Origin of the sequence: Kaistella sp. (assembly GCF_032060305.1) — a bacterium.
GTDB lineage: Bacteria > Bacteroidota > Bacteroidia > Flavobacteriales > Weeksellaceae > Kaistella > Kaistella yananensis.
On record NZ_DAMBHK010000019.1, the window covers coordinates 1 to 13,851 of the forward strand.

Here is a 13,851-nt window from a genome sequence, read left to right on the forward strand (position 1 = left end):
CCATCAATAATGGAAGCGTGATTCAGTTCATCCGAAATAATAGCGTCTTCTTCTGAAAATAAGGGTTCGAAAACACCGCCATTTGCATCGAAACAAGCCGCGTAAAGGATGGTATCTTCCATTCCTAAAAATTTGGATATTTTAGCCTCCAGTTCTTTATGAATATCCTGAGTTCCACAGATAAAACGGACAGACGACATTCCGTAACCGTGGCTTTCAATCATATCCTGCGAAGCTTTCATTACTTCGGGATGGTTGGAAAGTCCTAAATAATTGTTAGCGCAAAAATTTAAGAGTTTTTTCCCGTTCGCTTCAATCTCAGCAGACTGCTGGGAAGTGATGATTCTTTCTGTTTTAAAGAGCCCTTCGTTTTTTATATTTTGTAATTCGCTCTGGAGGCTTTCCAGAAAATTTTTAGAAATCATAGTTGAATTTTTTAAGAAACGCTAATTTATGAAAAAAGCCCTCATTTCTGAAGGCTTTTGTTTTTATTCTTTAATAAATTTGAGATTCTGGTTCTCGATCTTAAGAAGGTAAACTCCTTTTGTTAATGTATTTACATCAATTGTTTTGCCGGAAGAATAGGTGCCGGTTTTAATCATTTTACCGTCCATACTGTAAATTTCGTATTGCTGGTCTTTTGTAATTCCGGATACCGAAAGGGAATTTTTCACGGGATTGGGATAGACTTTTACAGGATCTTTCGCGGAATCATTTACTGCAAGAATAGTGGTATCTTTTGCTACTGTAGAATTCCTCTGAAGAATTTGGTTTTCATAATTAAACTGAACAGAGGAAACGGGGAAATTGATCTGTTCCGCAAAATTCTGATTTTTAGTAGTATGATTAAGAACAAGGTAGGCCACCTGTCCGCCAGTACCGTTTACTTTAATAGGCAAAGGCATTTCGAAGAAATTTACCGATGAATGACTGGTTGTTTGACTGACCTTGAATCTCAGCATCTGATCAGACGTTTGGTTCCAGCGGATCTGATATGTTGGATGTCCCTGCCCGTAAATCCAATCATTAAAAAACTCAGTGAAATCCTTTCCCGTTGACATTAAAAGCGAGTTTTTGAGATCGGCAGTTTTTGCATAGGCGTAGGCCAGTTCGGGTCTTGAGTGATAATCCTTCAATGCAGAATAAAATACATCGTCACCTAAAATCCACTTGATCATTCTTACCACATAGCCACCTTTAGAATAACTTAACCTCCCACTGAAAATAGCTCCCGTGTTTCCCAGATTAGTATCGGAAACATATACACTACCACCAGAAGAGCTTGTTATATAGTTCATTTCGGAACTCAGATAGCTCATAAACTGAGAATTGGTCATCAATAATTTTTCGTTAGCCAGATGTTCACCGAATGTTGCAAAACCTTCGTTAAGCCAAATGTCGTTCCATGCTCCACAGGTTACCTTATCGCCAAACCACTGGTGTGCCAGTTCGTGTGCAATAATTCCTCTTCCCCAGGATCCCATTGATGACATGGTAGCGTGCTCCATACCTCCACCCCATCCGAACTGCATATGGCCGTATTTTTCATTCCTATAGGGATATGGCCCGAAATACTGCTCAAAAGTATTCATCACGGTTTTCGTCCATTCAATATTAGATATTACCGTAGAATTCGATGTGGTGGATGGGTAAAGATAATTAACAAAAGGGAATGCAGGACTTCCCATTGTGTCGTTGAGTTTCGTATAATTTGTAATACCTAAAGCTATCAAATAAGCTGGAATAGGATAATTGGTTTGCCAAAAAGTAAGTTTTCTGTTGCCGGGCAGCAATGTTTCTGAATATAATTTTCCGTTTGATGCAACATTATATTGTGATGGGGTATTAATTTTTAGATCAACTTTTTCGATCTTATCATTCAAACTTTGCTTTGTAGGAAACCATTCCTGAGCTCCATAAGGCTCTGAAAGCGTATACAGAACAGGAGTTCCGTTTTGTGTGGAAACAGTAAAGGCATCACCTGCACTTCCTCCGGTATCCGGAGCTCCAGAATATTTTATAGATAGTGAATCCAGAGAAGACGAGGGAATTACGGCAGGAAAATCAATTTTAAGTTCTTTCGTTGCAAGTTGCGTAAAAGGCAGAATGGCACCATGATATTTAACCTCCGAAACAGTAAGTGCATCAGATAAATCAAAATAAATACTCGATATATTTTGATTCGGAACAAAATGACTTGTTACGGTACCACTCACAAATTGTTGTGCAGGATCTAAATCAAGTTCCAAACGCTGATATCTCAAATCATAATTCAGCGTATTTGGATTTACATTGTAATCGACCATTTTAGAATACTTTAGCAGCTCCTTTTTGATCATGCTCTTGCGTTCTGCTTCTTCATTTTTTTGTGCATAAATCTGCACAAAAATCAATCCAAGCAGCATTACATAAATTTTTTTCATTTAATACTATTTTGCGATAAAGTTAAAAAAAACCTTTCAATAATTATTGAAAGGTTAATAAATTAGCGATTTATTTAAAGATTAAAGATTCAGCGCAGGTTGTAGAATCTGTTCCATCCTGCCTTTTACCTGATCTACTGATCCTGCATAATTGTTGATGAGTAATGAGAAAACCAATGTTTTTCCGGTATGGGTTTTCATATAACCTGCTAAGGTCTTTACTTTATTTAATGTTCCGGTTTTGGCGAAAATCTGGCCGTTTCCTTCACCGTTGAACATACTTTTTAACGTTCCGGTCTGTCCTGCGATTGGTAAAGAATTGAAATAAGTTTTGTAATATTTTTCATCCATAATATTGGTTAAAAACTTTACCTGGGAAATTGGAGTCACAAGATTATTTCGGGAAAGTCCGCTGCCATCCATAAAATTCAACCCTTCGGTCTCGAATGCATTAGCTTTTAAATGCTCCACAACAACACTTCTACCCGACTCCAAAGTTTGATCTCCCTTTTTCTGAAAACCTACCATCCTCAGCGTAGCCTCGGCTAAATTATTATCGCTTCTCTGGTTGGTGTAGTATATAATGTCCGCTAAAGTTGGTGATTGGTAAGCAGTAATAGCCACTCTTTTTTCGGGATTACTGTCTGTGATTTTGGTAATTACTTTTCCTGTAACACCCACACCTTTTTTAATCATAGAAGTTCTTAGTGAATTTGCAAGGTATGCCGGTGGATCTGCAACTTTCGTTGTTAATGAAAGCCCATCGAATTTATCGGCATATACCATCTGCTTTATATACGGAGAGATGTAATAGAAATTCTTATTCTCAGCAAATGGATTTGAAGGCTTTGCAATTAGTCTTTCATTCTGCGGATTGATTTCGTATGTAGAACCTGCCGGTAAGTAATAATTACCATTCTCCAGCCACACGATATTTTCCGGGAGTGTCTGTGTTTTATTTATTTTGAATATTCCGGTCTGAATGATGATATCACCGTTTACTTTTTTAATACCCTTTTCCGAGATTGCAGCGATAAAATCAGACACAATTGCTGAATACGATGAAGCCCCAGCTTTGTTGGTTCCCAAAGATGGATCACCACTTCCTACGATGTACAAATTCCCGTGCAAATGCCCGTTCTCATCAATTTCCCCCGAATATTCCAATTGTGTAATCCAACGGAAGTTTTCACCCAGCAAACTTACCGCAGTATCAGTGGTAAGTAGTTTTGTGGTAGAAGCAGGAATTAATGAGGCATTTTCGTTATAGGAACTTACGACTTTCTTCGTTTTGGGGTCATAAATTACAAATCCCCAGTTCGCATTACGAAGTACAGGATCATTCATCATCGCGTTGATGTTGATGTCCACAAGTTCCTTCGCAGACATTAATTTTTCAGGAGAACTGAAATCTTTAACGGTGCTGCTTGGTCGGTTATCGTAAGTTTGGGGGTAATTTGACGCGAATGTTCCCTGCCCGAATGCAATTGCTGAAAACGCTAATGCCTGGGCAAGAAAGATATTTTTAAGTCTAATCATTTAATATATTTATTTGATTATCTGAAAACTCTTTTAGTTTAAAAATTGAAAACATGAAATGCAAAACATATTTTCAACGGTCAAAAATATACATTATTGTTGAAACACAAGGATTTAACAATCCCAAAAGCAGGTAAATTATGTTAAAAATCGTTAAAAATCGACAAAAATCATCTTTTTGATGCTTTGGTAAGCAGTAACTTCATCAAACTCTTCCAAACTTTGTAAAACTAAATTTTTCATCTCCGAATATTTTTTCCCTCTTGGAAGTTTGAGTAAAATCTGATATTGGTACATCAGATTAAGTTTTCCGATAGGCGATTTTTCGGGACCTAAAATACATTCTTCAGGCAGATATTTTCTTAAAACCGATCCCAGAAACTGAGCAGAACGGTTTACCTTGTCTTCTTTGCGGTGTTTCAGTTCAATCATAATGAGTTTTACGAAAGGCGGATAAAGAAATTTCTTTCTTTCTTCGAGAAAATGTTTATAAATTTTATCAGAATTATTCTCTTTAATCAACTGAAAAACTGAATGTTGAGGATTATAGGTCTGAATAAGAACTTTTCCTTCTCCAGAAATTCTGCCTGCCCGACCGGAAACCTGCGTGATGAGTTGGTATGCGCGTTCTTCTGCGCGAAAATCCTGTACATAAAGCATAGAATCTGCTCTGGGAATCGCCACCAGTTCGATATTATCGAAATCCAGCCCTTTCGAAATCATCTGAGTTCCAACGATAATATCGGTTTCGCCTTCCTCAATTTTTTCGTATAATTTTTCGTAGGCAAACTTTTTCCGCATGGAGTCTACGTCCATCCGGTCAACCTCTGAATCTGGAAAAAGCCGCGAAATTTCTTCATGAATCTGTTCAACACCGACGCCTCTTTCGTTAAGGTTTTCGGAATGACATTTAGGGCAAACCTTTGGTTTTGAAGCCTTTTGCCCACAATAATGACATTTCATTTCGTTCGAATATTTGTGATACGTCATTACCACATCACAATTTGAGCAATAATTTACATAGCCACAGGTTTCGCACTCAATCACATTGGCATAACCGCGACGGTTGTGGAGAATCATGGTCTGTTTTTTTCTTTCCAGCTCTTTTTTAATTTCGTCAATCAGTTTTAAAGAAAAATTACCAATAATTTTCTTGGAATCCTGCTCTTCTTTAAAGTTGATGAGTTCAAACTCCGGCAGTTTTACTTTTCCGAAACGTTCGCCGAGAAAGATATACTTCAATTTATCTTTTTTCGCGAGATAATAAGATTCTACAGACGGTGTTGCAGAACCGAGGATCAAATTCGCAGCATAAAATTTCGATAGCATTTGCGTCGCATCCTTGGCATTGAAAAACGGAGAAACTTCCCGCGGTTTGTAAGCGGAATCGTGTTCCTCATCCACCACAATCAATCCCAGATTTTGATAAGGTAAAAATAACGCAATGCGTGTTCCGATGAGGATTTTTATATCATTGTTCTTAATTCTGCGCCAAACTTCTACCCTTTCGAAATCGGTAAGTTTCTGGTGATAAAAACCCAGTTCTTTGCCGTATTTTTTTTCTAAACGCTGCACAATTTGCTTGGTGAGAGAAATTTCAGGAAGCAGAAAAAGAACATTTTTTCCGGATTCAACAGCTTCTTCAATTTTCTCAAGATAGATATGCGTTTTCCCGGAAGAGGTTACGCCGTGAAGGAGCACATTTCTTCCTTCATCAAAGGCTTCATCAATTTCTTTTTTAGCCTGTAACTGTTCATGCGTTAATTTTTCGATCTCTTCAATTTCGCCCTGATATGCTTCTAATCTATCTTTTTGAAGAAAATATTCCTGGACCAAATTTCTATCAACCAAAGATTTCAGTTGTGAATGGGAAAAATTTCCTTCATCCAAAATTTCAGATTTCCTGATGGGTTTTTCGGGATTTTCAGTCTGTTTCTCGAGAATTGCGAGAAACATTTCCTGCTGTTTAGGCGACCGTTTCAGCGCAAGAAGGATTTGCGGAAGACTGTTGCCGGCAAGTTCTTCTTCGTTTACGCGCAGGTACGCGATTTCTTTGGCTTTGTATTTTTCTGCAATCTTTTCATCGATTTCAATATACTGCAGATCGATTAATGATTTTACGGTCTTTACAATATCTTTTTTAGGGATAAAAGCTTCAATTTCAGTAACATTGATGAGCTGGCGGACCTCCAAAGCCTGAATGAGATACATTTCATTCACATCCAGATTTTCGAAATCAACCTTCACATTCGGCTTAATTTTCAAATAGGTTTCACTTTCAAGTTTCAAAGAAGACGGGAAAGCTAAACGATAAATTTCGCCGAGATTACACATATAATATTCTGAAATCCAGTGCCAAAAATCAATCTGTTCTTTAGGAAGAATCGGCGAATCATCGAGAATGCTGATGATTTCTTTGGGAACAAAAGTTTCGGGATCGTTCTGATGAATTTCAGCAACGATTCCCGTATAAATTTTCTTTCCGCGGAAGGAAACCAGCACCCGCATCCCAATTTCAAAATTTCCCAATAATTCATCCGGAACTTTATAGGTAAATGTTCCTTTAAGATTAAGCGGTAAAATAATTTGGGCGAAATTCAAGATGATCGGTTTAATTGGGTAAAAGTTTGTATGGGTACGGTTGACAAATTTAGAAATAATTTTGGCTAAAGCCACGGAACTTTCTAAATAAAAAAACGGGCTAAAGCCCGTTCGATATTAATTTCTCTTATGAGATTATTTGTTTTTTCTACGTTTCAGTTCTTTATTGATGAGTCCTAATTCTCTACCTGTTTGTCCTGCGACTGAAGTGTTTTCCTGTGCTCTTCGGGTAAGGTAAGGAACCACGTCCTTCACGGGACCGTACGGAAGATATTTGCAGACATTATACTTTTCTTCCCCCAGATAATAAGTGATATTATCGCTCATTCCATAAAGCTGACCGAAATGAATCTGCGGATGATCGTGCGGAAGATTCATGGCGCGCATCTTATCCATAACAAGTTCGGTAGATTTTTCGTTGTGGGTGCCAAAAAACGCGGAAACGCGGTCTAAATTATTCAGTACGAAATTGATCGCGGCATTGTAGTTATCATCTGAAGCCTGTTTTGTGGGTTGGATCGGATCTGGATAATTCATTTCAGCTGCACGCTCGCGTTCTTTTTCCATATAAGCGCCGCGGACGAATTTATAACCCAGGAAATAGTTTCTTGCTTTGGCTCTTTCTAAATCTTCAGCAAGATATTCCATTCGGCCGGTGCGGTACATTTGGATGGTATTCCACACGATTGCTTTTTCTCTGTTGAATTTCTCCATCATTTGGTTTACCAAATCATCGGTTGCGTCCTGCATCCAGGTTTCTTCAGCATCGATCATCAGGACCACATTTCTGTCGAATGCCATTTGGCAAACCTCCTCATATCTTTTTACCACTCTGGCCCATTCTTCTTTTTGAGACGTGGTTAATTCTACTTTCTTTCCTACTTCTTCATAAATTTCAATTCTGCCAAAACCTGTAGGTTTGAAGACTACGAACGGGATTGCCGGATTTCCTTCAGCAAACTTGATATTCTGCTTAATCTCTTCGCAGGTTTCATCAAAAACACTTTCTTCTGCTTTTCCTTCAATTGCATAATCGAAAATACTGCCGACGTGACGTTTAAACATTTGCTTCACCACCTGCATGCTCTCTTCACGGGTTTCGCCGCCACAAAACTGTTCAAAAAGGGTTTTCTTCACAATATCCGTAACGAAAGGAAAATCTTTCTCTACCGTAAAATTCAGGGCCGAAATTCCTAATTTTGTAACAACGGGCTGTTCAATGGCTTTAAACATCCAGTACGCTTTGCGGAGTTGTGCATCAGTCTTGTCTGCAAAGGCAATTTGTGTATTATTGAAAATGCTCATGAGTAAATTTAAATTGAGCAAATTTAACGATACTATATGAATTGAAAAAACGAATTTAAAGTTTAATTTTGTGAAAAATTTCATAATATGATTTCAGTTTTAGACCAGAATTTTTCCGACCTCAACATTTTTCTTGAAAGTTTAAAACCTTCAAAACTGTTTATTCTGGTAGATGAAAACACGCATGAACACTGCCTTCCCACACTTTTAGGAAATCTGGCCACCGAAATTCCTTTTGAAATCATTGAAATTGAAGCCGGTGAAGAACTGAAAACCATTGAAACGGCAACACAGCTTTGGGAAATCCTGGCTGAGTTTGAAGCCGACCGTAAATCTTTGATGATAAATCTGGGCGGTGGCGTGATTACGGATTTGGGCGGTTTCGTAGCTTCTACCTACAAAAGGGGCATCCGGTTTATTAATCTTCCCACCACGCTTCTGGGCATGTGTGATGCGTCAATTGGCGGTAAAACAGGGATTGATCACCACTTTCTGAAAAATATTATCGGAACTTTTGCGGAGCCGGAACAGATTTTTGTCTTCCGCGATTTTTTAATTACATTGCCTTTTGCTCAGCTGAGAAGCGGTTTTGCAGAGATGCTGAAACACGGTTTAATTGCAGATCACAAACACTGGAATGATCTTATTTCAATAGAACACCTGAATCCGGAAGCTATTTTTCCTTTTATCGAAACATCGATGAAGATTAAAGAAAGCGTTGTAGCGCAGGATTTTAAAGAGCAACACATCAGAAAGACGCTTAATTTCGGACACACGGTTGGGCATGCCGTTGAAAGTCTTTTTTTACAGAACGGAACTGCGATCCCGCATGGCGAAGCGGTAGCTTTGGGAATGATTTGCGAAACCAGACTGGCGTTTCTGATCAATTTAATTTCTGAAGAATCCGCAGAAAATATTATCAAAAACATCACGAAATTTTATCCTTATATATCCATCAGTGAGTTTTCTGATGAACAAATATTGTCTTTAATGATGAACGACAAGAAGAATTTAGGCGGGAATATTAGTTTCTCGCTTCTCAACACTATAGGCGAGGGAAATTTCGACTGTGAGATCTCAGAAACAACGCTTATTTCTGCCCTCCATTATTATCGAAATTTGAATTAAAACCTATTTTACTACTATTTACTACATAATATCATCTAAAAAAACAGCCCGGTTTAAACAAAATATAGATTAAGTAATTATTTGCTAATCAGTATATTACATTAGAATATTTTTAAACCATTGTTTAAATTTTTATATTTTGAAAGATTTTTGGCACAGCGTTTGTGAATAACCAAGCGTAAAACAAAATTTAAAATGTGAATTGATAAGCATTTTGAGTCGAATTAAATTTTTAACCATAGAATTTTACCAACTCAAGCATGAAATTATCAAATTCTCAAAAAATTAATTAAAATTTAAAAATTATGAAAAAGTTATTTTTAGGTGCAGCAATCGCAATGAGTTCATTAACATTCGCACAACAATTTGGTATTAAAGCAGGGATGAACGTTTCTTCACTTTCTACAGACTCTGAATTAAGTGATCAAGCATCGAAAATTGGTTTCAATGCAGGTGTATTTATGAATGCTCCCATAGCTGAAAACTTCAGCATCCAGCCAGAGCTATTGTACAACAATTTAGGTTCTAAAGTAACTCTAACAGAGACTGAAATAGGAGGAACAACTTACAGAAACGAATATGCAAGACATTTAGATTATATCACAGTGCCAGTAATGTTCCAGTACAATGCAACTCCATCTTTCTACCTTGAAGCTGGACCTGAGTTTGGATTCATGGTTAGCGCAAGAGACAAATATAAAAGTACTGAAAACGGAACTCCTCAAAATGTTTTCGAAAGTGATTTAGATACTGATGATTTTAACAAATTTAACTTTGGTGTAGGTCTTGGTGCAGGTTACTATTTTACACCTAATGTAGGTTTAACTGCAAGATACGTGGCTGGTTTTACTGATATCGCGAAAGACAGACCAAGTGGTTCTGATGCTGTAAAAAACAACGTATTCCAAGTTGGTTTAGCTTATAAATTCTAAGACAACAATCATATTACACTTAATATTACAAAGGTTGGGAAATTTCCCAACCTTTTTTTATTTATTCATCAGTATAATCTGGATTTGGCCCCGCCGGAACCGGATATTCTTCAGTAAAACAACCGAAACAATGGTTGGAACTTCCCAGGATAACTTTCAGATTATCCATACTTAAAAACTCCAACGAATCTACACCTAAATAATTTCGCAACTCCTCTACCGACATATTGGCGGAAATTAAATCGTCTTTCGAAGGCGTGTCGATCCCAAGATAGCATGGCGCAATAATCGGTGGTGAAACGCTGCGGAAATGGATTTCTTTTACTCCAGCATCTTTCAAAATTTTCACCAAACGCTTTGAAGTGGTTCCTCGGACAATAGAATCATCGATGATTACCACCCTTTTCCCTTTAATTTCGGACAGAATAGGGTTGAGTTTTAAATTCACTATTCTTTCCCGCATTTCTTGCGTCGGAACGATGAAGCTTCTCCCGATGTATCTATTTTTAATTAGAACCGGACGGAACGGAATTCCCGATGCAGTGGAAAAACCAATCGCTGCCGGAACTCCGGAATCGGGAACACCGATCACAATATCAGCTTCCACAGGAGCTTGTTCCCAAATTTTCATCCCAGATTTTTCGCGAATTTCATGAACATTAATCCCTTCTAAAACACTATCGGGACGAGCAAAATAAATATATTCAAAAGCGCAGATTCTTTTCTCGCAATTTTCTTTAACCAAGAAAGATTTTAAACCTTTTTCATTTTCGCTGGTATAAACGATTTCTCCCGGCAAAATATCTCGAACATATTGCGCACCAACAGCGTCTAAAGCGACAGATTCCGATGCTGCAACGAAGGTTTTCTCATCAATCGCTCCCAAAACCAAAGGGCGAATCCCGTGGAAATCCCGGAATGCAAAGAATTTATTTCGAGTCATTCCTACAACTGAATAAGCACCTTCTATCTTTTCCATCGTGGCTTTGATGGCTCCTCGCAACCCGAGATCCAAGTTTTTCTGAATGAGTCTTAAAATTACCTCAGAATCGGAAGTTGCCTTGAAAACAACTCCTTCTGCTTCGAGTTCTTTTTTAAGTTCATGAGCATTGGTCAAATTCCCATTATGAGCGATGGAAAGGATGATTTGATCGTATTCGTTTTTCGCAAAGAAAGGTTGAAAATTATACTTCTTTTTGTCGCCCGCCGTGGTATATCTTGTATGCCCAATCGCGGAATTTCCCATGAAGGTTTCGGGTTCACGAATGTTTTTGTATACATCGAGCACGAGACCTTCATCTTTCACATTGACTATTTTTCCGTTTTTCATCACCGAAATACCGCAAGCTTCCTGACCGCGATGTTGCAATGCAAAAAGGCCGAACTGCGAAAGTGAAAAGGTATCTAGATCCTTATCGGAGTACAGCCCGAAGATTCCGCATTCTTCAGAGGGTGCATCAAAAAGGTCTTCTGATTTCAGCAAATTTCTTCCGTATGTTCTTTCTTTGAACTGGTTTAAATAATTTACTTTATGTTGTTGTAAATCTTTCATTTTTTACTTTTCTCCAAAAAAATTATTTGTTCAGTACCTTTTTCAATCTTTCAAAAATTTCAACGTAAGCTTCTGTAACTTCGCCCAAATCTCTTCTGAAACGGTCTTTATCCAATTTTTTCATCGTATCTTTATCCCAAAGTCTGCAAGTATCGGGTGAAATTTCGTCGGCAAGAACAATTTTTCCGTCTGCAGTTTTGCCCAATTCGATTTTAAAATCAACCAAAATAATATTCATTTTATCGAAAAGATCGATCAAAATCTCGTTGATATCTGAAGTAAGTTCATACATTTCATCGAGTTCTTCGTACGTTGCTGCCCCCAAGAAAACTGCATGATGATCATTGATAAGCGGATCTCCCAACTCATCTTTTTTATAGCAAATATCGAAAATGGTGACTGGTGATTTTATGCCTTCTTCCACTCCTAATCTTTGCGCCATACTTCCGGCAGAATAATTTCTTACCACCATTTCTAAGGGAATAATGTTCACTTTCTTAACCAACTGCTCTCTCTCATCGATTTTTTTTATAAAGTGTGTCGGAATTCCTTTCTCATTCAAATATTCGAAAATCAAGGTGGTGATGGCGTTATTCATCTCGCCTTTCAAATCTACACTTCCTCTTTTTTGTGCGTTAAAAGCGGTCGCATCATCCTTGAAACGAACAATCACTTCATTTGGCTGATCGGTTTCGAAAACTTGTTTTGCTTTTCCTTCATAAAGCATTGCTCCTTTTGTCATTTTTATTTTTTATTTGATTATTTCAACTGTTTTTTTAATTTAAATTTTAACTAAAATCCCTGTCAATACAGCGATTCCGAAACTTAGTAAAGTTCCTATCAATACGTATTCGGTCAGTTTTCTTTGCTTTGCTTCTGCCAAATCACTAAATCTAAAAACCGATTTTGCGGCAATCATAAAACCCACGCCTTCCCAATGGTCGACAAGAATGAATACAAAAACCAAAAGTCTTTCGAGAATTCCAATGTATTTCCCTGCATTCACTAGGGATTCCGTTTGTAATTTGCTGTGTTCTACGGTAACCGGAGTCCAAATCGAGATTAATGTTTTGATAAAAATAGAAGATGGAACCGTTAAAAAAACCACGGCCGTGATGAGTTTTAAAGATTCAGAATTAAAGAAATCTTCCCACATGAAATATGGAAAATACAACATCGATAGTGCGACAATAACTAAAACATGAAGCAATTGATCGACAAAAAACCAGGTTCGTTTGGTTTTTGCATTTTGAAAATTTAGTTTTGCCCAATCGATTAAAAAATGCGAAAAGCCATTGGTTGCAGCGATCCACCAAAGTTCAATATTCCATAAAAAAACAAAAGCCAAAACTGTGTGAAGCAAAATATGCAAATACAAATAAACACTTCCGGCTTTTTTCCGCTCTTTATCAGCAACCCACGAATTGGGCTGTAGAAGAAAATCTCCTAACAAATGTGCCAATATGAGAGGAATAAAAATCATTAGAGTTCTGCTATTTTTTTTCTAAAAAACAAATCGGTTTCCTGAATCAAATCAAAATGAGACCGCTTAATTCTCTGACTTACTGATGATTGAGTAATACTTAATTCCTTTGCTAATTCTTCTTGCGTTAGCTCCGGATTGATCAGCAAGCGGTGAATAATTTCCGCCGTGGCAATGGACCAACTGTCGAAATCTATCGAGGTCCATTTAAAAAGAATATTTAAATCGCGGTTCACTTTATCATTTTCGGTATTTATTGCCAAGGTGCGTCCTTCGGTTGTTATATCATTTAAAAGTCGCCCGGAATTTACGTAGGCAGAGCCGTTGGATTCGGTGATTTTATCAGACAGAAAAACTTCGTTTCCAATGCCGATTGCTAATCTTACATCCAGATTCTCAAATGTTTTGATGAGTGATTTAATCATCATTGATTTTGCAAAAACTTCATCCACAGTGCATTTTACCTGAAATTCGTCACCACGATATACTTCCCAGTTTTCGGGAGTTGCAGACCAACTTCCTAATAAATTTTTCAACTTAGGAAGCCACAATTCGGAATCGGTATTTTGAGAATTGATAATATCTCCGGTAACAATAGCAATCATTCCACAAATATAAGCAATTACCCTTATAAAACATAAATATAAGCTAAATCGCTAATAAATTTATTTTATAAGGAAATTTACTTATAATTTACTTTAATTTTTAAAATCTTTATAAATTAAAAAACACTAATTACTTGAAGTATTCCACACCGTTTTTGAAAATATTATGATAATTGGCGGTCGGAATATTCTTCAGCAAACCTTCCGAAAATCTTTCCGGATGCCCCATTCTACCAAAAATTTTCCCGGATTTACTTGCAATACCTTCAATTCCGAATAAAGA

12 protein-coding genes are annotated in these 13,851 nt (G+C 37.4%); 2 read left to right on the plus strand and 10 right to left on the minus strand.

The annotated features are described in order from the left end of the window. The 5 genes from V5N63_RS04255 to V5N63_RS04275 form a co-directional block, all read right to left on the minus strand. Positions 1-425: aminotransferase class I/II-fold pyridoxal phosphate-dependent enzyme (locus tag V5N63_RS04255; RefSeq protein ID WP_332032946.1), on the minus strand; the 425-nt coding region annotated here is incomplete at its 3' end. A gap of 63 nt (positions 426-488) precedes the next feature. Then, positions 489-2,423: a M1 family aminopeptidase gene (locus V5N63_RS04260; RefSeq protein WP_332032947.1), complete on the minus strand. Its 1,935-nt coding sequence runs from the start codon at positions 2,421-2,423 to the stop codon at positions 489-491. Between the two features lie 81 nt (positions 2,424-2,504). After that, complete coding sequence (dacB, locus tag V5N63_RS04265) at positions 2,505-3,962, minus strand: D-alanyl-D-alanine carboxypeptidase/D-alanyl-D-alanine endopeptidase (RefSeq protein ID WP_332032948.1); 1,458 nt, start codon at positions 3,960-3,962, stop codon at positions 2,505-2,507. Positions 3,963-4,115: 153 nt separating this feature from the next. Then, on the minus strand, positions 4,116-6,563 hold the full coding sequence (gene priA, locus V5N63_RS04270; protein ID WP_332032949.1) for a replication restart helicase PriA: 2,448 nt from the start codon (positions 6,561-6,563) through the stop codon (positions 4,116-4,118). Positions 6,564-6,698: 135 nt separating this feature from the next. Further along, entirely contained in the window at positions 6,699-7,868 is a 1,170-nt protein-coding gene (locus V5N63_RS04275) for a proline dehydrogenase family protein (RefSeq protein ID WP_332020826.1), read from the minus strand. Between the two features lie 87 nt (positions 7,869-7,955). On the opposite strand from V5N63_RS04275, the gene aroB reads away from it, so the two are divergent. Both aroB and V5N63_RS04285 read left to right on the plus strand, forming a co-directional pair. Further along, positions 7,956-8,996, plus strand: coding sequence for a 3-dehydroquinate synthase (aroB, locus tag V5N63_RS04280; protein ID WP_332032950.1), 1,041 nt, complete (start codon positions 7,956-7,958; stop codon positions 8,994-8,996). Between the two features lie 305 nt (positions 8,997-9,301). Further along, complete coding sequence (locus V5N63_RS04285; protein WP_332019430.1) at positions 9,302-9,928, plus strand: porin family protein; 627 nt, start codon at positions 9,302-9,304, stop codon at positions 9,926-9,928. 61 nt (positions 9,929-9,989) lie between these two features. Here V5N63_RS04285 and purF read toward each other — a convergent pair whose 3' ends face one another. From purF to V5N63_RS11905, 5 genes are all read right to left on the minus strand, one after another. Then, entirely contained in the window at positions 9,990-11,480 is a 1,491-nt protein-coding gene (purF, locus tag V5N63_RS04290; protein ID WP_332032951.1) for an amidophosphoribosyltransferase, read from the minus strand. 22 nt (positions 11,481-11,502) lie between these two features. Beyond that, on the minus strand, positions 11,503-12,222 hold the full coding sequence (gene purC / locus V5N63_RS04295) for a phosphoribosylaminoimidazolesuccinocarboxamide synthase (RefSeq protein WP_332030296.1): 720 nt from the start codon (positions 12,220-12,222) through the stop codon (positions 11,503-11,505). Between the two features lie 39 nt (positions 12,223-12,261). Continuing rightward, positions 12,262-12,963 carry a DUF3307 domain-containing protein gene (locus V5N63_RS04300; RefSeq protein WP_332032952.1) on the minus strand — a complete coding sequence of 234 codons (702 nt, stop codon included), beginning with the start codon at positions 12,961-12,963 and terminating at the stop codon, positions 12,262-12,264. After that, on the minus strand, positions 12,963-13,568 hold the full coding sequence (locus V5N63_RS04305; protein ID WP_332032953.1) for a SatD family protein: 606 nt from the start codon (positions 13,566-13,568) through the stop codon (positions 12,963-12,965). Before V5N63_RS04305 ends, V5N63_RS04300 begins: the two co-directional genes overlap by 1 nt. A 130-nt stretch (positions 13,569-13,698) precedes the next feature. Beyond that, a partial coding sequence (locus V5N63_RS11905) for a phosphoribosylformylglycinamidine synthase subunit PurQ (protein WP_442905776.1) occupies positions 13,699-13,851 on the minus strand: 153 nt, incomplete at its 5' end.